This is a genomic window from Enterobacter soli, from assembly GCF_964208575.1.
GTDB lineage: Bacteria > Pseudomonadota > Gammaproteobacteria > Enterobacterales > Enterobacteriaceae > Enterobacter > Enterobacter soli_A.
The window spans coordinates 37,873-57,595 of sequence record NZ_CAXOFU010000004.1; the positions used below are offsets into that span (position 1 = coordinate 37,873).

The 19,723-nt window shown below is 57.8% G+C and carries 21 protein-coding genes; 12 read left to right on the forward strand and 9 right to left on the reverse strand.

Annotated features, from left to right (window positions below):
• Nucleotides 1-99: 99 nt before the first annotated feature.
• Together purN and purM are read right to left on the reverse strand one after the other, a co-directional pair.
• Nucleotides 100-741 (reverse strand): phosphoribosylglycinamide formyltransferase, encoded by a 642-nt coding sequence (purN, locus tag AB6V08_RS05020; RefSeq protein WP_368541647.1) that lies wholly within the window; start codon nucleotides 739-741, stop codon nucleotides 100-102.
• A complete protein-coding gene (gene purM / locus AB6V08_RS05025; RefSeq protein WP_368541648.1) occupies nucleotides 738-1,775 on the reverse strand; it encodes a phosphoribosylformylglycinamidine cyclo-ligase in 1,038 nt (345 codons plus the stop codon). The genes purN and purM overlap by 4 nt, the downstream gene beginning before the upstream one ends.
• Before the next feature lie 266 nt (nucleotides 1,776-2,041).
• Between purM and AB6V08_RS05030 the strand changes: the two genes are divergently transcribed.
• The 4 genes from AB6V08_RS05030 to AB6V08_RS05045 all read left to right on the forward strand — a co-directional run bounded on the left by AB6V08_RS05030 (nucleotide 2,042) and on the right by AB6V08_RS05045 (nucleotide 6,495).
• On the forward strand, nucleotides 2,042-3,472 hold the full coding sequence (locus AB6V08_RS05030; protein WP_368541649.1) for a 6-phospho-beta-glucosidase: 1,431 nt from the start codon (nucleotides 2,042-2,044) through the stop codon (nucleotides 3,470-3,472).
• Between the two features lie 226 nt (nucleotides 3,473-3,698).
• Nucleotides 3,699-4,325 (forward strand): uracil phosphoribosyltransferase, encoded by a 627-nt coding sequence (gene upp / locus AB6V08_RS05035; RefSeq protein ID WP_008501641.1) that lies wholly within the window; start codon nucleotides 3,699-3,701, stop codon nucleotides 4,323-4,325.
• An 83-nt stretch (nucleotides 4,326-4,408) separates the two neighbouring features.
• Complete coding sequence (uraA, locus tag AB6V08_RS05040) at nucleotides 4,409-5,698, forward strand: uracil permease (RefSeq protein WP_368541651.1); 1,290 nt, start codon at nucleotides 4,409-4,411, stop codon at nucleotides 5,696-5,698.
• A gap of 95 nt (nucleotides 5,699-5,793) precedes the next feature.
• The gene (locus AB6V08_RS05045) at nucleotides 5,794-6,495 is read left to right on the forward strand and encodes a DnaA inactivator Hda (protein WP_368541857.1); all 702 of its coding nucleotides are present in this window, start codon (nucleotides 5,794-5,796) and stop codon (nucleotides 6,493-6,495) included.
• A 40-nt stretch (nucleotides 6,496-6,535) separates the two neighbouring features.
• Here the strand turns inward: AB6V08_RS05045 and arsC are convergent, their stop codons facing one another.
• Nucleotides 6,536-6,892, reverse strand: coding sequence for an arsenate reductase (glutaredoxin) (gene arsC, locus AB6V08_RS05050; protein WP_368541652.1), 357 nt, complete (start codon nucleotides 6,890-6,892; stop codon nucleotides 6,536-6,538).
• 15 nt (nucleotides 6,893-6,907) lie between these two features.
• Nucleotides 6,908-8,371 carry a beta-barrel assembly-enhancing protease gene (bepA, locus tag AB6V08_RS05055; RefSeq protein ID WP_368541653.1) on the reverse strand — a complete coding sequence of 488 codons (1,464 nt, stop codon included), beginning with the start codon at nucleotides 8,369-8,371 and terminating at the stop codon, nucleotides 6,908-6,910.
• 220 nt (nucleotides 8,372-8,591) lie between these two features.
• Here bepA and AB6V08_RS05060 point away from each other — a divergent pair, with 220 nt between their 5' ends.
• Complete coding sequence (locus AB6V08_RS05060; RefSeq protein ID WP_368541654.1) at nucleotides 8,592-9,656, forward strand: AI-2E family transporter; 1,065 nt, start codon at nucleotides 8,592-8,594, stop codon at nucleotides 9,654-9,656.
• A gap of 85 nt (nucleotides 9,657-9,741) precedes the next feature.
• Here the strand turns inward: AB6V08_RS05060 and bcp are convergent, their stop codons facing one another.
• Nucleotides 9,742-10,212, reverse strand: a complete 471-nt coding sequence (gene bcp, locus AB6V08_RS05065; RefSeq protein WP_368541655.1) for a thioredoxin-dependent thiol peroxidase — start codon at nucleotides 10,210-10,212, stop codon at nucleotides 9,742-9,744.
• Nucleotides 10,212-10,781, reverse strand: a complete 570-nt coding sequence (locus tag AB6V08_RS05070; RefSeq protein WP_368541657.1) for a glycine cleavage system transcriptional repressor — start codon at nucleotides 10,779-10,781, stop codon at nucleotides 10,212-10,214. Before AB6V08_RS05070 ends, bcp begins: the two co-directional genes overlap by 1 nt.
• Nucleotides 10,782-10,926: 145 nt before the next feature.
• Between AB6V08_RS05070 and dapA the strand changes: the two genes are divergently transcribed.
• The 6 genes from dapA to ypfH all read left to right on the forward strand — a co-directional run bounded on the left by dapA (nucleotide 10,927) and on the right by ypfH (nucleotide 17,428).
• On the forward strand, nucleotides 10,927-11,805 hold the full coding sequence (gene dapA / locus AB6V08_RS05075; protein ID WP_368541658.1) for a 4-hydroxy-tetrahydrodipicolinate synthase: 879 nt from the start codon (nucleotides 10,927-10,929) through the stop codon (nucleotides 11,803-11,805).
• 16 nt (nucleotides 11,806-11,821) lie between these two features.
• Complete coding sequence (gene bamC / locus AB6V08_RS05080; protein WP_368541660.1) at nucleotides 11,822-12,856, forward strand: outer membrane protein assembly factor BamC; 1,035 nt, start codon at nucleotides 11,822-11,824, stop codon at nucleotides 12,854-12,856.
• 110 nt (nucleotides 12,857-12,966) lie between these two features.
• A complete protein-coding gene (purC, locus tag AB6V08_RS05085; RefSeq protein WP_042320387.1) occupies nucleotides 12,967-13,680 on the forward strand; it encodes a phosphoribosylaminoimidazolesuccinocarboxamide synthase in 714 nt (237 codons plus the stop codon).
• A gap of 120 nt (nucleotides 13,681-13,800) precedes the next feature.
• Nucleotides 13,801-14,670 carry a KPN_02809 family neutral zinc metallopeptidase gene (ypfJ, locus tag AB6V08_RS05090; protein ID WP_368541662.1) on the forward strand — a complete coding sequence of 290 codons (870 nt, stop codon included), beginning with the start codon at nucleotides 13,801-13,803 and terminating at the stop codon, nucleotides 14,668-14,670.
• Between the two features lie 3 nt (nucleotides 14,671-14,673).
• Nucleotides 14,674-16,659 carry a tRNA(Met) cytidine acetyltransferase TmcA gene (locus tag AB6V08_RS05095; protein WP_368541663.1) on the forward strand — a complete coding sequence of 662 codons (1,986 nt, stop codon included), beginning with the start codon at nucleotides 14,674-14,676 and terminating at the stop codon, nucleotides 16,657-16,659.
• A 73-nt stretch (nucleotides 16,660-16,732) separates the two neighbouring features.
• Nucleotides 16,733-17,428: an esterase gene (gene ypfH / locus AB6V08_RS05100; RefSeq protein ID WP_368541664.1), complete on the forward strand. Its 696-nt coding sequence runs from the start codon at nucleotides 16,733-16,735 to the stop codon at nucleotides 17,426-17,428.
• Nucleotides 17,429-17,532: 104 nt separating this feature from the next.
• Here ypfH and AB6V08_RS05105 read toward each other — a convergent pair whose 3' ends face one another.
• Genes AB6V08_RS05105 through AB6V08_RS05115 form a run of 3 tightly spaced genes read right to left on the reverse strand, consistent with a single transcriptional unit; the run spans nucleotide 17,533 to nucleotide 19,243 of the window.
• Nucleotides 17,533-17,730, reverse strand: a complete 198-nt coding sequence (locus tag AB6V08_RS05105; protein ID WP_368541665.1) for a hypothetical protein — start codon at nucleotides 17,728-17,730, stop codon at nucleotides 17,533-17,535.
• A 25-nt stretch (nucleotides 17,731-17,755) separates the two neighbouring features.
• Nucleotides 17,756-18,883: a succinyl-diaminopimelate desuccinylase gene (dapE, locus tag AB6V08_RS05110; protein WP_368541666.1), complete on the reverse strand. Its 1,128-nt coding sequence runs from the start codon at nucleotides 18,881-18,883 to the stop codon at nucleotides 17,756-17,758.
• A 3-nt stretch (nucleotides 18,884-18,886) separates the two neighbouring features.
• Nucleotides 18,887-19,243 (reverse strand): ArsC family reductase, encoded by a 357-nt coding sequence (locus AB6V08_RS05115; RefSeq protein WP_368541668.1) that lies wholly within the window; start codon nucleotides 19,241-19,243, stop codon nucleotides 18,887-18,889.
• A 387-nt stretch (nucleotides 19,244-19,630) separates the two neighbouring features.
• Between AB6V08_RS05115 and ypfM the strand changes: the two genes are divergently transcribed.
• Nucleotides 19,631-19,690: a protein YpfM gene (gene ypfM, locus AB6V08_RS05120; protein WP_100780840.1), complete on the forward strand. Its 60-nt coding sequence runs from the start codon at nucleotides 19,631-19,633 to the stop codon at nucleotides 19,688-19,690.
• Nucleotides 19,691-19,723: the final 33 nt, after the last annotated feature.

The following is a 19,723-nucleotide window of genomic DNA, read 5'->3' on the forward strand; positions in this document are numbered from 1 at the left end:
GTTATTTTTTTTCTGGGGGATTTTAGAGGCTTGGGGGAGGGAATGTCGGATGATGCAGGGAAAAGGTCGGGTAAGCGCAGCGCCACCCGACATTACAGGTTACTCGTCCGCCGCATAGCCTTCCGGCGGAAGCGCTGCGCCGTCCAGCCAGGCTTTGCCGTTACGCATCTCCAGACGCCCGTCGACAAACCAGCTCACCACCAGCGGGTAAATGGCATGTTCCTGAGCCTGCACGCGCTCGGTCACGTCGTCTTCGGTGTCGCCGTCAAAGACGGGCACTTTCGCCTGTAAAATGACCGGGCCGCCGTCCAGCTCGTCCGTGACAAAATGCACCGAGGTGCCGTGCTCCTCGTCGCCGTTCTCCAGCACCTGACGATGGGTATGCAGGCCGGGATATTTTGGCAGAAGGGAAGGGTGGATATTCAGCAGGCGCCCGGAATAGTGGGCGACAAACGCCGGACTGAGGATACGCATGTATCCCGCCAGCACCACCACATCCGGTGCGTAGGCGTCAATTTCCTGCATCAGCTCGCGGTCAAAGGCCTCGCGGCCGGAGAACTGGCTGGCCTCCAGCGCGTGCGCCGGAATATTGGCGCTGCGGGCGCGCTCAAGGCCGAACGCGTCGGCCTTGTTGCTGAAAACTGCGCGAAGGGTGCCACCAATCCGCTTCTGTTCGCAGGCCTCTATAATGGCCTGCAAGTTGCTTCCGTTACCGGAAATGAGCACCACGATGTTTTTCATTCAATGACCACACGCTGTTCGGAATCGGAAGCTTTAATCGTACCGATTTTCCACGCGTTTTCACCTTTCTCATTGAGCAGCGCAATGGCTTTATCCGCTTCGCTGGCCGGCAGGGCGATAACCATGCCCACGCCGCAGTTGAAGGTGCGGTACATTTCGTGAGAACTCACGTTGCCCGCCGTCTGCAGCCAGTTAAACACGGACGGCCACTGCCAGGAGGACTCGTCGATCACCGCCTGGGTGTTGTCCGGCAGGACGCGCGGAATGTTTTCCCAGAAGCCGCCGCCGGTCAGGTGGGCGATAGCGTGAACGTCAACGTTCGCAATCAGTTCCAGCACGTTTTTCACGTAGATGCGGGTTGGCGCCAGCAGGTGATCCGCCAGTGGCTTGCCGTCAAGCTCGGTGGTCAGCGGGTCGCAGCCGCTCACTTCGAGGATTTTACGCACCAGAGAATAGCCGTTAGAGTGCGGGCCGCTGGAGGCCAGGGCAACCAGCACATCGCCGTCAGCCACTTTGCTGCCGTCGATAATTTCTGATTTTTCTACCACGCCGACGCAGAAGCCTGCGACGTCATAATCTTCGCCGTGATACATGCCCGGCATCTCGGCGGTTTCACCCCCGACCAGCGCGCAGCCTGACTGCAGGCAACCTTCGGCGATGCCGCTGATGACGCTGGCTGCGGTGTCCACGTCCAGCTTGCCGGTCGCGTAGTAGTCGAGGAAGAACAGCGGCTCGGCGCCCTGAACCACCAGGTCGTTCACACACATCGCGACCAGATCGATACCGATCGTGTCGTGACGCTTAAGATCCATCGCCAGGCGCAGTTTTGTACCCACACCGTCAGTACCCGAGACCAGAACAGGTTCACGATATTTTTGCGGCAGCGCGCACAGTGCGCCGAATCCACCCAGACCACCCATCACTTCCGGGCGGCGGGTTTTTTTCACCACACCTTTGATTCGGTCAACCAGCGCATTACCTGCGTCAATATCAACACCGGCATCTTTGTAGCTGAGAGAAGTTTTGTTGGTCACGGCTCAAGTCCCCACGCGATTGCATAGCTAGTAAGAAAAATCGGCGCAATTCTAACAGCCAAGGCAAACGTTTGCGAGCCTATTCTCGGCGTGGGGATCTTTTTTTCCGCGTGGCCGGATAATGCGGCCAAACTTGACTGCGTTCACGAAAATGAAACCGGTTTCGGTGTTCTGCTTGCAACCCATAATCCCTTTGCACATCATCGCCATGAAACCGGTTTCTGTAATTGTTTTTGCAGAAAATAACGCAGAATGAGGGAAAGAGAATGTCAGGATTCAAAGAAGGTTTTCTGTGGGGCGGCGCGGTGGCGGCGCATCAGCTGGAAGGCGGCTGGAAAGAGGGCGGTAAGGGCGTCAGCGTCGCCGACGTGATGACCGCAGGCGCGCACGGCGTGCCGCGTGAAATCACCAACGGCGTGCTGCAGGGGAAAAATTACCCGAACCACGACGCCATCGACTTCTACCATCGCTATAAAGAAGACATCCGCCTGTTTGCCGAGATGGGTTTCAAATGCTTCCGAACCTCTATCGCCTGGACGCGGATTTTCCCGAAAGGGGATGAGCAGCAGCCAAACGAAGCGGGCCTGAAATTCTACGACGACCTGTTCGACGAGTGCCTGAAGTACGGCATCGAGCCGGTGATCACGCTTTCCCATTTCGAGATGCCGTTCCATCTGGTCACCGAATACGGCGGCTGGCGCAACCGCAAGCTGATCGATTTCTTCGTGCGTTTCGCGCAGGTGGTCTTCACCCGCTACCAGCACAAGGTGAAGTACTGGATGACCTTCAACGAGATCAACAACCAGGCCAACTTCCACGAGGATTTCGCGCCGTTCACCAACTCCGGGCTGAAATACGCGCCGGATGAAGATCGCGAGCCGGTGATGTTCCAGGCCGCGCACTATGAGCTGGTGGCCAGCGCCCTGGCGGTGAAGGCCGGACGCGAGATCAACCCGTCGCTGCAGATTGGCTGCATGATCGCCATGTGCCCAATCTACCCGCTGACCTGCGCGCCGGACGACATGATGATGGCGATGAACGCCATGCACCGCCGCTACTGGTTCACCGACGTTCACGTGCGCGGCAGCTATCCGCAGCACCTGCTGAACTACTTCGCGCGCCGCGGATTCGAGCTGGACATCACCGAAGAGGACAAAGCCGCGCTGAAGCAGGGCTGCGTGGATTACATCGGCTTCAGCTATTACATGTCCTTCGCCACCAAAGCTACGCCGGACAACCCGGAGCTGGATTACGACGAGAGCAAAAGCCTGGTCTCCAACCCGTACGTGCAGAAGTCCGACTGGGGCTGGCAGATTGACCCGGTGGGCCTGCGCTACTCCCTGAACTGGTTCTGGGATCACTATCAGCTGCCGCTGTTTATCGTGGAGAATGGCTTTGGCGCCATCGACGTGCAGGAGAGCGACGGCACGGTGAACGACCAGTACCGCATTGATTATCTTGCCGCGCACATCCGCGAGATGAAAAAAGCGGTGGTGGAGGACGGCGTGGATCTGATGGGCTACACCCCGTGGGGCTGCATCGACCTGGTTTCTGCCGGAACGGGCGAAATGAAAAAACGCTACGGCTTTATCTTTGTGGATAAGGATAACGAAGGCAACGGCACGCTCAACCGCAGCAAGAAGAAGTCGTTCGAGTGGTATCAGAAGGTGATTGCGAGCAACGGCGAGCAGTTATAATTGCCCGGTGGCGCTGCGCTGACCGGGCCTACGGGACGTGTAGGCCGGGTAAGCGTTAGCGCCGCCCGGCAGAACCCCGCACCCAAGCCGGAGTTTCGCCTCCGGTTTTTTTACGCCTAAACCATTTTGCTTGATATACGTCAAGCAAGTTGGGTATGGCGTAATCCGAAAAAAGCGGTATAATCCCGCGATTTTTTTGCGGTTGCCACCTCAGAGGAGAATGAGAATGAAGATTGTTGAAGTGAAACACCCACTCGTTAAACACAAGCTGGGCCTGATGCGTGAGCATGACATCAGCACTAAGCGTTTTCGCGAACTGGCCTCTGAAGTCGGGAGTCTGCTGACTTATGAAGCGACCTCTGACCTCGAAACCGAAAAAGTAACCATCGAAGGCTGGAACGGCCCGGTACAGGTTGAGCAGATCAAGGGTAAGAAAATTACCGTTGTGCCAATCCTGCGCGCGGGTCTGGGCATGATGGAAGGCGTGCTGGAGCATGTACCAAGCGCGCGCATCAGCGTGGTGGGTATCTACCGTAACGAAGAAACGCTGGAGCCGGTGCCGTATTTCCAGAAGCTGGTGTCCAACATCGACGAGCGTATGGCGCTGGTGGTTGACCCAATGCTGGCGACCGGTGGTTCGATGATTGCAACCATCGACCTGCTGAAAAAAGCGGGCTGCAGCAGCATCAAAGTGCTGGTTCTGGTTGCTGCCCCGGAAGGCATTGCCGCGCTGGAAAAAGCGCACCCGGACGTTGAGCTGTATACCGCTTCTATCGACCAGGGGCTGAACGAGCACGGGTACATCATCCCGGGGCTTGGCGATGCCGGCGATAAGATTTTTGGTACTAAATAATCGAATAACGATAAAAAAGCCGACTTTGATAGTCGGCTTTTTTTTGAATAAAACACCAACAACAATACTTAGAGGAAAACACTATGACGCGCCGTGCTATCGGGGTGAGTGAAAGACCGCCGCTTTTACAGACGATCCCGCTTAGTTTGCAGCACCTGTTCGCGATGTTTGGCGCAACCGTGCTGGTGCCAATCCTGTTTCACATCAATCCGGCTACCGTGCTGCTGTTCAACGGTGTCGGCACGCTGCTGTACCTCTTCATCTGTAAGGGCAAAATCCCGGCGTATCTGGGCTCAAGCTTTGCCTTTATCTCGCCGGTTCTGCTGCTCCTGCCGCTAGGGTATGAAGTGGCGCTGGGCGGCTTTATTATGTGCGGCGTGCTGTTCTGCCTGGTTTCCTTCATCGTGAAGAAAGCGGGTACCGGCTGGCTGGACGTGATGTTCCCCCCTGCGGCGATGGGCGCAATCGTTGCCGTCATCGGTCTTGAGCTGGCGGGCGTCGCGGCGAATATGGCGGGTCTGCTGCCGGCGGACGGTCAATCCGCGGATTCCAAAACCATCATTATCTCCCTGGTGACCCTGGGCGTGACGGTATTCGGCTCCGTGCTGTTCCGCGGCTTTATGGCGATTATCCCGATCCTGATCGGCGTGCTGGCGGGCTATGCGCTCTCCTTCGCGATGGGCGTTGTGGATACCACGCCAATTGCCCAGGCGCACTGGTTCGCGCTGCCAACATTCTACACCCCGCGTTTTGAATGGTTTGCCATCTTCACCATTCTGCCTGCCGCGCTGGTGGTGATCGCCGAGCACGTCGGGCACCTGGTGGTGACGGCGAACATCGTGAAGCGCGACCTGATCCGCGACCCGGGTCTGCACCGCTCCATGTTTGCGAACGGTCTGTCTACCATCATCTCCGGTTTCTTCGGCTCCACGCCAAACACCACCTACGGCGAGAACATCGGCGTCATGGCGATCACCCGCGTGTACAGCACCTGGGTCATCGGCGGGGCGGCGATCATCGCGATTCTGCTCTCCTGCGTGGGCAAACTGGCGGCGGCAATCCAGATCATCCCGGTTCCGGTGATGGGCGGCGTCTCTCTGCTGCTGTACGGGGTGATTGGTGCCTCCGGTATTCGTGTGCTGATTGAATCCAAAGTGGACTACAGCAAAGCGCAAAACCTGATCCTGACCTCCGTTATCCTGATCATCGGCGTGAGCGGCGCGAAGGTACACATCGGCGCCGCCGAGCTGAAAGGCATGGCGCTGGCAACCATCGTGGGCGTGGCCCTGAGCCTGATCTTCAAGCTCATCTCCGTTCTGCGCCCGGAAGAAGTGGTGCTGGACGCAGAGGACAGCGAAAAAGCGTCACACTGATCCTAAAACCGGGCGGGCGATCCGCCCGGTTCTCACCTTGCAGGTTCCGTGATAAACTCCGTTTCGATTTTATGTAAGATCTGGTTGAGGTATTTCTGAACGGACCGGCACAGCTCTCTCTGCCACTTTATCTACCTGACGACGAAACTTTCGCGAGTTTCTGGCCGGGCGATAACCCCTCTTTACTGGCTGCACTGCAAAACGTGCTGCGCCAGGAGCACAGCGGATACATCTATATCTGGTCACGCGAAGGCGCGGGACGCAGCCACCTGCTGCACGCGGCCTGCGCGGAGCTCTCGGCGCGCGGCGATGCGGTAGGCTATGTGCCTCTGGATAAACGCACCTGGTTTGTCCCGGAAGTGCTCGACGGAATGGAACACCTCTCTTTGGTTTGCATCGACAATATCGAATGCGTCGCGGGAGATGAGCCGTGGGAAATGGCGATGTTTAATCTCTACAACCGCATTCTGGAGTCGGGCAAAACCCGGCTGCTGATCACCGGCGACCGCCCGCCGCGCCAGCTCAATCTGGGGCTGCCGGATCTGGCATCGCGTCTGGACTGGGGGCAAATCTACAAGCTGCAGCCGCTGTCGGATGAAGACAAGCTCCAGGCGCTACAGCTGCGCGCGCGGCTGCGCGGGTTTGAACTGCCGGAAGACGTGGGGCGTTTTCTGCTCAAGCGTCTGGATCGCGAAATGCGCACGCTGTTTGATACGCTCGATCAGCTCGATCGCGCGTCCATCACCGCCCAGCGCAAGCTGACCATTCCGTTTGTGAAAGATATTCTGAAGCTGTGATTGCGCCCGGTGCGGCTGAAACCGCCACCGGGCAAAGCGGTTAGAGGATCTCGAGCACATCTTCCGGCGGGCGACCAATACGCGCCTGACCGTTTGCCACCACAATAGGGCGTTCAATAAGCTTTGGATTCTCGACCATCGCCTGAATCAGCTGGTCTTCGCTCAGGTGCGCATCGTCCAGGTTCAGCGATTTATAAAGATCTTCTTTGCGACGCATTAGCTCCCGCGCGCTACCCATTCCCAGCATGTGCAGCAGCGCTTTGATCGTTTGGGCATCAGGCGGGGTGTCCAGATACAGCACCACTTCCGGCTCGACGCCGTTAGACTTCAGCAGGCTCAGCGTGTCGCGGCTCTTCGAGCAGCGTGGGTTGTGGTAGATTTTTACCGCGTCTGTCATGACTTCTCTCCTTAATTACATCTTCTCGTACGGCTTGAAGCGCTGCTGCAGTCCGCGCAGCTGATCGATACGGGCGTCATAGCGGGCCTGCTGCAGGCTGCCGAGCTTCACCTGCGCGCTGGCGCTGCTCAGCATCGAAATGGCCTGATCGAGGCGACCCACCAGGGCGAAACCTTCGGCGCGCGCGGCCAGTTCCTGATCGCGGTTGCCGAGCTGCGCTTCCGCCTGGGCCAGCAGATCCCAGCCGTTTTGATCGTCTTTATTGTTAAACGTGTAGCGGTTCAGGATGTTTGCCGCTTCGTTCGCCTGGCCGCCCTGCAGGTAGGCGTTCGCCAGGTTCAGCTGCAGCACCGGGTTAGTGCGCACGTCCTTCGCGTTTTTCAGACGGTTAATGGCATCGGTGGGCTTTTTCTGCCCCAGATCGATGTCGGTAGACAGGTCGAGATACCACGGATTATTCGGCTCGGCGGCCAGCAGCGGCTGCAGCGCTTTGCGCGCGTCGTCGTATCGGCTGGCCTCCATCGCCTGGAGCGCCTGACCGTATTGCGCGGCGTTCTTTTCGCGCACGTTGCCCTTCGCCAGCGCGTCGAGCAGGTCGCTGGTGAGCTGGTTACGTCCGGAGTTGTACATGCCGAGCGTTCTGACCTTCGCCATGTAGAAATCCTGCGACGACTGCACCACCACCGGACGCATCTGGTTGGCGCGGTTACGCGCGTCGGACAGGCGGCTTTCCGGCAGCGGGTGAGTCAGTAAGATTTCCGGCGGACGCGTGGAGTAACGCGCCTGATCCAGCAGTTTTTCCAGGAAGCTTGGCATTGCCTGCGGGTCAAAGCCCGAACGCTGCAACACCTGAATGCCGATACGATCGGCTTCCTGTTCGTTCTGCTGGGTAAAGCTGATCATTCCCTGACGCGTGCCCGCCAGCGTACCGGTGAGCGCCGCCATGCCCGCCTGCGGGCTTGCCATGGCCAGAAGAATAGAGCCGAGCGCACCCACCCAGGTCAGCGGGGCGTTACGCTTCTGGTCTTCCATCGCGCGCGCCAGATGGCGCTGGGTCACGTGGGAAATTTCGTGGGCCATCACCGACGCGAGCTGGCTTTCGTTATCGGAGTAGCGGAATAACGCCGAATGCAGCACCACGTTGCCGCCGAAGAAGGCGAAGGCGTTGATTTCGTCGTTATTGATTAAATAGAAGTGGAACGGGGTCTTTACCGAGTTGGCGTGAGCGACCAGGCGCATCCCGAGGCCGTTAATGTATTGCACCAGCAGCGGGTCATTGATGAGTGGCGCACTGCCGCGCAGCTGGCGCACGTAAAAGTCCCCCATCTGCATCTCCTGGCCAATGGAGAGCGTGCTTCCTGCTGAGGTGCCCATATCCGGCAAGTTATCGGAAGAGTCAGCAAAAGCAGGCATAACCTGACCAACCGTCAGCGCGGCGATAAGTGTCGCAACCAGTGTTTTTTTCAACTGCCTGAACATAACCACTGTCCTGTATTTTGGATGTGCTAATTTGACCGACGAACCCGTATATCGTTCATCCCGACTGCCCTGCGAGTGTAGCCGTGTTGAAGCATGAAGAAAATCCCATTCATCAGGGTTTTGCGGATCGTGACGCTGATACAAAAAGCGAAAGTCTTTTTTATGACAGTTCGATACAATTCCCGTTTCAGTCCAGCCGTCAGATTCAGGGAAGGGTTGTATGCTCGAAATGTTAATGCAGTGGTACCGGCGCCGTTTTAGCGATCCGGAAGCCATTGCTTTGCTGGTTATTCTGGTTGCCGGATTCGGTATTCTGTTCTTCTTCAGCGGCCTGCTTGCGCCGCTGCTGGTGGCGATTGTGCTGGCGTACCTGCTGGAGTGGCCCACGGTGCGTCTTGAGCGGATCGGCTGCTCCCGCCGCTGGGCGACCAGCATCGTGCTGGTGCTGTTTGTCGGCATTCTGCTGCTGATGTCCTTCGTGGTGATGCCGGTAGCCTGGCAGCAGGGGATTTACCTGATCCGCGATATGCCGGGCATGTTAAACAAGCTTTCCGACTTTGCCGCCACCCTGCCGCGACGCTATCCGGCGCTGATGGACGCGGGCATTATCGATGCGATGGCCGAAAACATGCGCGCCCGCATCATGACGATGGGCGATTCGGTGGTGAAATATTCCCTCGCGTCCCTTGTCGGCCTGCTGACGCTGGCGGTCTATCTGGTACTGGTTCCGCTCATGGTCTTCTTCCTGGTCAAAGATAAAGAGCAGATGCTCAACGCCGTGCGGCGCATCCTGCCGCGCAATCGCGGCCTGGCCGGGCAGGTGTGGGAAGAGATGAACCAGCAGATCACCAACTACATTCGCGGCAAGGTGCTGGAGATGATTGTCGTGGGCGTGGCGACCTGGATTGGCTTCTTAATCTTCGGCCTGAACTACTCGCTGCTGCTGGCGGTGCTGGTGGGGCTTTCGGTGCTGATCCCGTACATCGGGGCGTTTGTCGTGACTATCCCGGTGGTGGGCGTGGCGCTGTTCCAGTTTGGTCTGGGCACCGAGTTCTGGAGCTGCTTCGCGGTGTATCTGATCATTCAGGGGCTGGACGGCAACCTGCTGGTGCCGGTGCTGTTCTCAGAGGCGGTTAACCTGCATCCGCTGGTGATCATTCTGTCGGTGGTGATTTTCGGCGGACTGTGGGGATTCTGGGGCGTGTTCTTTGCCATTCCGCTGGCCACGCTGATTAAAGCGGTGGTTCACGCATGGCCGGACGTGCCGGCGGTGGAAGAGAAGTAGTTTTTGTCGGGGGGCGGCTTCGCCTTACCCGACCGACACGCGAAATGCAGGCCGGGTAAGCGCAACGCCACCCGGCACAAACGTCTCAGGCGTTCTCTTTCAGCCAGTTCAACACCACGTCGTGGTGGTTGCTGGTTTTGAAATCATCAAACACGTGCTCAACTTTACCGTCAGCGTCAACCAGGAAGCTGATGCGGTGGATACCGTCGTAGGTTTTGCCCATAAATGACTTCTCACCCCAGACGCCGAACTGCTCGCAGACCTGATGGTCTTCGTCAGAAAGGAGCGTAAAATTCAGCACCTCTTTTTCAGCAAAACGTGACAGCTTTTCGGGTTTGTCGGTGCTGATGCCCAGCACTTCGACGCCGGCCTTTTTCAACTCGTCCATGTTGTCGCGTAAGCCACAGGCCTGTACGGTACAGCCCGGGGTCATGGCTTTCGGGTAGAAATAGACCAGAACACGCTGTCCCTGGAAGTCGGTCAAATTTACTTGCTCGCCGTCTTGATCGGGCAGGCTAAATTTCGGTGCGATGTCACCGGCTTTCAGTGGATTCATTAATCAACTCCATCTTGTTCATGCTGCGAATAATTGACGACGCTTATACTGCCCTGCGCGTTTAATTCTGTACAGAGGGCTTTAAACGCTTGCTCGATATTTGATGCATCCTGCGAGGCAGGACTGTGCGCGGTAATCTGGATAAACAGCGTGGGAAGCGTGCTCCCGTCCCCGGGTTGGGTGCGGGAAACCAGTTCGGCAATGTTCATCTGATGGCTGTCAAAAAGCGCGGTAAAGCGTTCAATCAGATGCGGAGAATCAGGAACTTCTACCTGTACCCAGACGGTCGCAGGCATCGCCGGACGAGGGCGAGCGGTGGTGCGTTTCATCACGATCAGCAAATCCAGCTCCGCGCCTTTCAGCGGCAGGGTCGATTCGATAAGCGTAATCGCATTCCATGACCCGGAAAGCAGCATAATAAATGTGAACTCTTCACCCAGCATAGCCAGGCGGCTGTCTTCGATATTACAGCCGCAGCTGCTCACGTGGCGGGTGATGGTATTCACGATACCCGGCCTGTCAGCACCCAGCGCAGTGATAACCAGGTAATGTTGTGATGAGGTTGTCAAACCTGTTCTTCCTTTGCGTGGTTAAGTCTTCCTAAGGAAAGCATAAAAAAAACATGCATACAACCGCCTGAGAGCCTCAGGTCGCTTGCTTTTATTACAGTTCCAAACGTAACATTGAGGCTCTTGTTCGCACAGAGGATGGCCCATGTTCACGGGAAGTATTGTCGCGCTTGTTACACCGATGGATGAAAAAGGTAATGTCTGCCGGTCCAGCATGAAAAAGCTGATTGATTATCATGTCGCCAATGGTACCTCGGCGATCGTTTCGGTAGGGACTACCGGTGAATCTGCAACGCTGAGCCACGAAGAGCACGGCGATGTGGTTATGCTGACCCTGGAGCTGGCCGACGGGCGTATCCCGGTCATCGCAGGAACGGGGGCCAACGCCACCGCAGAAGCTATCAGCCTGACCAAACGTTTTAACGACAGCGGCATTGTCGGCTGTCTGACGGTCACCCCTTATTACAACCGTCCAACTCAGGAAGGTCTGTTCCAGCATTTCAAAGCCATCGCTGAACATACTGACTTGCCACAAATTCTGTATAATGTGCCGTCCCGTACCGGCTGCGATATGCTGCCGGAAACAGTGGGTCGCCTCTCGAAAGTAAAAAATATTATCGGGATTAAAGAAGCCACCGGGAACTTAAGTCGTGTTCACCAGATCAAAGAGCTGGTTTCAGACGACTTTATCCTGCTGAGCGGCGACGATGCCACCGCACTGGACTTCATGCAGCTTGGTGGTCATGGCGTGATTTCCGTCACCTCTAACGTTGCGGCGCGCGATATGGCTGAAATGTGCAAACTGGCTGCGGCCGGGCATTTCGATGAAGCTCGCGTGATTAATCAGCGTCTGATGCCGTTGCACAATAAATTATTTGTCGAACCCAATCCGATCCCAGTGAAATGGGCGTGTAAGGAATTGGGACTTGTAGCAACCGACACGTTGCGTCTGCCAATGACACCGATTACCGACAGCGGTCGTGAAATCGTCGCTGGCGCGCTGAAACATGCCGGTTTGCTGTAAAGTTTAGGGAGATTTGATGGCTTATTCAGTACAGAAGTCGCGCCTGGCGAAGGTTGCGAGTGTTTCGCTTGTTATGCTGCTCGCTGCCTGTAGTTCAGACTCGCGCTACAAGCGCCAGGTGAGCGGTGATGAATCCTATCTGGATGCGACACCGCTTGCTGAACTTCACGCACCTGCCGGCATGATCCTGCCGATCCAGAATGGCGATTACAATATCCCCGTGACCAACGGTAGCGGTCAGGTTGGTAAAGCGCTTGATATTCGTCCACCGGCACAGCCTCTGGCGCTGGTGAGCGGAGCGCGTACTCAGTTCACCGGTGATACCGCCTCTCTGATGGTAGAAAGCGCGCGTAACAACACGCTGTGGCCGCAGGTTGTCAGCGTTATTCAGGCGAAAAACTACACCATTACCAAGCGTGATGACGCCGGCCAGACCTTAACAACCGACTGGGTTGAGTGGAACCGTCTGGATGAAGATCAGCAGTACCGTGGTCGTTATCAAGTCTCCGTTAAGCCACAGGGTTACCAGCAGGCGGTTACCGTTAAGCTGCTGAACCTGGAGCAGGCGGGTAAACCGGTTGCTGACGCCTCCTCAATGCAGCGCTACAGCACTGAAATGCTGAACGTGATTGCCGCAGGGCTGGATAAAAACGCGACCGACGCGGCTAACGCTGCGCAGAGCCGCAACGGTGTGACCTTCGACGTACAGAGCGCCGCGGATGATACCGGTCTGCCAATGCTGGTGGTGCGCGCGCCGTTTAACCAGACCTGGCAGCGTCTGCCAGCCACGCTTGAAAAAGTGGGCATGAAGGTGACCGACAGCACCCGTTCTACGGGCAGCATGACCGCCACCTACAAGCCGCTGTCCGACAGCGCATGGCAGGACCTGGGCGCACGCGATCCGGGCCTGACGGCTGGCGATTATAAAATTCAGGTAGGTGACCTCGATAACCGCAGTAGTCTGCAGTTCATCGATCCGAAAGGTCACACGCTGACCCAGTCGCAGAACGATGCGCTGGTGGCGGTCTTCCAGGCTGCATTCAGCAAATAAAAAAACAGGGCTGGTTAATCCAGCCCTTTTTATTTTCGTGCTACGCAAACGTGTGCGTGGCATAATATGCCCAGTTTTGAACACAAATCATCACACCAGGAGTAATGAAGATGCAGAAGCAAGCTGAGTTGTATCGTGGCAAAGCGAAAACCGTATACAGCACGGAAAACCCGGATCTGTTGGTGCTCGAATTCCGCAATGATACGTCAGCAGGGGACGGCGCGCGCATTGAGCAGTTCGATCGTAAAGGCATGGTGAACAACAAGTTCAACCACTTCATTATGACCAAACTCGCCGAAGCGGGCATTCCGACCCAGATGGAAGCGTTGCTGTCCGATACCGAATGTCTGGTGAAAAAGCTGGATATGGTGCCGGTTGAATGCGTCGTGCGTAACCGCGCTGCGGGCTCCCTGGTGAAGCGTCTGGGTATTGAAGAAGGTATCGAGCTGAACCCGCCGCTGTTCGATCTGTTCCTGAAAAACGATGCCATGCACGACCCGATGGTCAACGAATCTTACTGCGAAACCTTCGGCTGGGTGAGCAAAGAGAACCTGGCGCGCATGCAGGAGCTGACCTACAAAGCGAACGACGTGCTGAAAAAACTGTTTGATGACGCGGGCCTGATCCTGGTCGACTTCAAGCTGGAGTTCGGCCTGTTCAAAGGCGAAGTGGTGCTGGGCGATGAGTTCTCTCCGGACGGCAGCCGTCTGTGGGATAAAGAAACCCTGGATAAAATGGACAAAGACCGTTTCCGTCAGAGCCTCGGTGGCCTGATTGAAGCCTACGAAGCGGTTGCTCATCGTTTAGGCGTTAAGCTCGACTAACCCCCTCAGTTGCCAAAGGATGTTCGCATCCTTTGGCGTCTTACCTTTGTTTCCTATGGTAATCTTGCCGTTAACCGCCTACGATCATAGCTATTATAAATGGAATAGTTCGAGGTGGTTATGCGCTGGCAAGGGCGTCGTGAAAGTGACAATGTAGAAGACAGGCGCAGCAGTGGCGGCGGCGGGCCTTCAATGGGGGGCCCCGGCTTCCGGTTACCCAGCGGAAAAGGCGGTATTATTCTGCTGATTGTGGTGCTGGTGGCGGGCTACTACGGTGTCGATCTCACCGGTCTGATGACCGGACAACCGCTGCAACAGCAGCAACAATCCCCGCGTTCTATCAGCCCGAACGAAGACGAAGCGGCGAAGTTCACCTCGGTGATCCTCGCGACCACGGAAGATACCTGGGGTCAGCTTTTCGAGAAGATGGGGCGCACCTACCAACAGCCAAAACTGGTGATGTACCGCGGCGCAACCCGCACCGGGTGCGGCACCGGCCAGTCGGTGATGGGGCCGTTCTATTGTCCTGCCGACAGCACCGTCTATATCGATCTCTCCTTCTACGATGACATGAAGCGCAAGCTTGGCGCCGACGGCGATTTCGCCCAGGGCTACGTGATCGCCCATGAGGTCGGGCATCACGTCCAGAAGCTGCTCGGTATCGAGCCGAAAGTGCGCCAGCTTCAGCAGAATGCCTCCCAGACCGAAGTGAACCGTCTGTCGGTGCGTATGGAGCTGCAGGCGGACTGCTTCGCGGGCGTCTGGGGCCACAGCATGCAGCAGCAGGGCGTGCTGGAAGCGGGGGATCTCGAAGAGGCGCTTAACGCGGCGCAGGCCATCGGTGACGATCGTCTCCAGCAGCAAAGCCAGGGCCGCGTGGTGCCGGACAGCTTCACCCACGGCACCTCCGAGCAGCGCTACAGCTGGTTTAAGCGCGGCTTCGCCAGCGGCGACCCGGCGCAGTGCAATACGTTTGGTAAAGCGCTCTAAGCAATGCCGTTTGAACGCCTCATAAGCGAGCTGCGGCGCAAAGGGCACCGTCGGCTGGTGGTGCTAAGCGGCGAGCCGCACTGGGCGCAGGAGCAGGCGCTGGCCCTGCGCGAGCAGCTTCGGGGCGACTGGCTTTGGACGGGCGATGATGCGCCCGTTGAGCCAAGCGCCGCCCCAAAGGCGTTGAGCAATCTGCTCGGCCGCGAGTTTTTGCACGCTATTTTTGATGCCCGCCGCGGCTTTGACGTCTCGGCGTTTGCCGCCGTGAGCGGCACGCTGCGCGCCGGAAGCCTGCTGGTGCTGATGGTGCCGCCGCTCTCCGCCTGGGCAAAGCAGCCGGACGCCGATTCGCTGCGCTGGAGCGACGCTCCGGAGCCCATCGCCACGCCGAACTTTGTTCACCATTTTTGCCGCGCGCTGGCCGCCGACCCGGACGTGATTCTGTGGCAGCAGCATGAGCCGCTGCATCTCCCGCCGCTTCCTGCCTTACCCGACTGGCAGCCCGCAAACGGCGAGCCGCAGCGCGAGCAGGCCCAAATTCTGGCGGCGCTCCTTGACGTAAAGACGGGCATTGTCGCCGTAACCGCACCGCGCGGGCGGGGTAAATCTGCCCTGGCCGGCATGCTGTTGAACAACATCAGCGGCAGCGCGGTGGTGACCGCGCCAGCGAAAGCCGCCGCGGAGGTGATTGCCCGCTTTGCCGGGGACAGCTACCGCTTTATGGCGCCGGACGCGCTGCTGGCCTCCCCGGTGCAGGCGGACTGGCTGATTGTCGACGAGGCGGCGGCCATTCCCGGCCCGCTGCTGGAAAAGCTGGCGCGACGTTTTCCGCGCGTGCTGCTCACCACCACGGTGCAGGGCTACGAGGGCACCGGGCGGGGCTTTTTGCTGAAGTTCTGCGCCCGGTTTGCAGGGTTGCAGCGCTTTACGCTCTCCGCCCCCATCCGCTGGGCGGCAGGCTGCCCGCTGGAGCGGGTTATCGCTGATGCGCTGCTGTTTGACGATACGCTTATCGACCGCCTTCCCAAGGGGGAAGTGCAAATCCATCCCTCGGTTCCCGGCGACGCGTATACCGCGCGCCTGTACGAGCTGCTCAGCGCGGCGCACTACCGCACCTCGCCGCTCGACCTGCGCCGCCTGATGGACGCGCCGGGCCAGCATTTCTCGGTGGCTGCCGCCGGCTCTGAGCTCGCGGGCGCGCTGTGGCGGGTGGACGAGGGCGGGTTGAGCGAAGGGCTGAGCCGTGCGGTGTGGGCGGGCTTTCGTCGCCCGCGCGGTAATCTGGTGGCGCAGTCTCTGGCCGCGCACGGCGGCTCTCCGCTGGCGGCGACCCTCCGGGGACAGCGCATCACCCGCGTGGCCGTTCACCCCGCTCGCCAGCGGGAGGGCATCGGGCGGGCGCTGATTCACAACGCCCAGCGGCACGCCCGGCTGGATTACCTGTCCGTCAGCTTCGGCTATACCGACGAGCTTTGGCGCTTCTGGCAGCGGTGCGGCTTTGTGCTGGTGCGCATGGGCAGCCACCGCGAGGCGAGCAGCGGCTGTTATACCGCAATGGCGCTGTTGCCGCTGAGCGAGGCGGGGCAGGCGCTGTGCCGCCAGGAGCACGCGCGGCTCTGCCGGGATGCGCAGGTACTTTCAGCGTGGAACGGGGAAAAGATCCCGGTAGACGCCCGCTGGGAGGCTACCCTTAATGATGACGACTGGCTGGAGCTGGCGGGGTTTGCCTTTGCCCATCGCCCGTTTTCAACCTCCGTTGCCGCGTTAACCCGCCTGCTGCAGGCGGCCGATGCGCCCGTACCGGCGCTGCGCGGAAAAATTGAAGGGCAGAAAGAGGATGCCGCGCTCGGCGTTGAGCTGGGGCTCTCCGGGCGAAAGGGGCTGCTGGTCGCGCTGCGTCGCGAAACGGCGCAGGTGCTTGAAGCGCTCGATCGTCCCCGCTGCCGGCAGCTGAAAGACACCGTATTGCAATGGCAATTTTTTCAATGACTTCTTCAGTAAAGTGGCATGGTCATTACCCCCGAGAGGCGTAGAATCCAGGTCACCCATTAAGGAGACCGCCATGAAACATGACCATTTTGTTGTTCAAAGCCCTGACAAACCGGCTAAACAGTTACTGCTGCTGTTTCATGGCGTGGGCGATAACGCCGTCAATATGGGACAGATTGGCAGCTGGTTTGCCCCTGTCTTCCCGGACGCGCTCATTGTCAGCATCGGCGGCGTAGAGCCGTGCGGCCCGAACGGTCGCCAGTGGTTTTCCGTGCAGGGCGTGACGGAAGAGAACCGTCAGGCGCGTATTGATGCGATTATGCCCACATTCATTGAAACGGTGCGCTACTGGCAGAAGCACAGCGGGGTTGGCGCAGACGCCACGGCGCTGATCGGCTTCTCGCAGGGCTCAATTATGTCGCTTGAAAGCGTCAAAGCGCAGCCGGGGCTGGCGTCCCGCGTGATTGCCTTCAACGGCCGGTTTGCCACCCTGCCGCAGACGGCGACCACCCAGACCACCGTTCACCTGATCCACGGGGGTGAAGACCGGGTGATTGAGCTTTCGCATGCGGTTGCCGCACAGGAAGCGCTGATTGCCGCAGGCGGTGACGTGACGCTGGATATTGTTGATGAGCTGGGCCATGCCATTGACGACCGCAGTATGCAGTTTGCGCTCGACCATCTGCGCTACACCGTACCGAAGCACTACTTTGATGAAGCGCTGAGCGGCGGTAAGCCAAATGACGATGATATCGTAGAGTTTCTGTGAGGTTTTCCCCCCTCACCCTAACCCTCTCCCCAAAGGGGAGAGGGGACAGCTTTTCACCCTCGCCCCTTTGGGGAGAGGGCCGGGGTGAGGGGTGAAGATGACGATTACTTCTTCTGGTCTTTGTTCGGCCAGTCGTCGTCATCGTCCCACTTGTCGTTAAAATCACGGTGCGGCGGGAGATCGGGCTTGTTGGCGAGGTATTTTTTCGGGTCAATGCGCTTGAGATCTTTAATCACGTTAAGCAGCACGCCTACCAGAAACACCAGCACCAGAATCCACCAATATTTTGCCAGCCAATCCATTTGCTATTCCTTGTCAGAGCGTTCGTCAGGCGACGAGTTGCTCCATAATACGTTGATACATACGGGCCAGCAGCTGGAGATCTGCCGCGTTAACACATTCATTGATTTTATGAATGGTGGCGTTCACCGGGCCCAGTTCGACAACTTGTGCCCCCATGCGGGCAATAAAACGACCGTCTGATGTGCCGCCGGTCGTCAGCAGTTGTGGCTTAATTTCATTATAGTGCGAGATAGCGTTCACCACCGCATCCACCAGCTTGCCGCGCTGGGTCAGGAACGGCTGGCCGGAAACCCACCAGTCAACGGTGTAGCGCAGTTCGTATTTTTCCAGCAGGGCGATAACGCGGGCTTTGATCATCTCGTCCGTCAGCTCGGTGCTGAAGCGGAAGTTGAACTGAACAAAGAAATCACCCGGGATGACGTTGTTGCTGCCCGTGCCGGCCTGCACGTTGGCAATCTGCATGCTGGTCGGCGGGAAGAATTCGTTGCCTTTATCCCACTCGATAGCCACCAGCTCGTTCAGCATCGGCGCCGCGCGGTGAACCGGGTTATCGGCCAGATGCGGATAGGCAACGTGGCCCTGCACCCCGTGAATGGTCAGGTTGCAGGTCATGGAGCCGCGACGGCCGTTTTTCACCACGTCGCCCACCACTTCGGTGCTCGACGGTTCACCCACCAGGCAGTAATCCAGGCGCTCGTTGCGCGCCATCAGCGCCTCCACCACCTTAACGGTGCCGTTATGGGCGCTGGCTTCTTCATCTGAGGTGATCAGAAACGCGAGGCGGTTTTTATGGTTAGGATGCTGGGCCACGAAGCGCTCGGCTGCCACGACCATCGCCGCCAGCGAGCCCTTCATGTCCGCCGCACCGCGACCAAACAGCATGCCGTCGCGGATCGTCGGTTCAAACGGCGGGTTGATCCAGCGGTCGGCGTCCCCGGCGGGCACCACGTCCGTATGTCCGGCAAAGGCCAGCGTTTCGCCCTGACCGCGCCATGCCCAGAAGTTCTGGGTATCGCCAAAATCCATGTGCTCGACGGTAAAACCAATCGCCCGCAGGCGTTCGATCATGAGTGCCTGACAACCTGCGTCGTCCGGGCTGAGGGAGGGGCGGCGAATAAGCTGCTGAGTCAGCTCAATGACCGGGCATGACATAGACTACACCTCAACAAAAAAAGTCTGATAAAGAGAATCGCTAAAGCCCAGCAGCATAGGCTGACCGGGCGCGCAGAGCAATGGGCGTTTGATAATTGCCGGCATGTCGAGCATCAGCTTTGCCGCGCTGTCTGCATTCTTGATGCCCGCACGCACGGATTCGTCCAGCTTGCGCCAGGTGGTGCCGCGGGTGTTCAGCAGCGCTTCCCAGCCGAGCTCCTTAATGGCGGTATGCAGAAATTCTGCATCAAGCCCGTCGGCGCGGTAGTCGTGAAAGCGATACTCGACGCCGTTCGCCTCCAGCCAGCGGCGGGCTTTTTTAATGGTGTCGCAATTTTTAATGCCGTACATCACAACCATGTTGAATCCTTTTGTTCTTATGATGATTAAATGTTCAGTTATTTCGAAGATATATCCTTAAGTGGAATATAACACATTCGGGATATCGCTTAATTTACAATTCTGCCTAATTCAACTCACACCTGTACGCTGAATATTCTTTCATCATTTAAGCATAGATGTCCACCGCGTTTAAATTCTCAATAAACTCAGCGTTTAAAATAAAACTCACCCGTCCGGCGGGTTATTTCAGAATATTGCTATCGGTCACATAAAATTTAAGGTGCCGGGCCCATATTTAGCGTAAATCCAGCGCGGAGGCGGGGAGGAATCGCAGCAATCGGTTAAATTGTCTTCACAATGATGATAGGTTTTCGTAGAATGCGCATAATAATAAGAGAGGCAGTTATGATTGAACGTGAACTGGGGAACTGGAAAGACTTTATCGAAGACATGCTTCGTAAATGACATCCAGCAAGAATTGCAAGAGCACTAAAATAA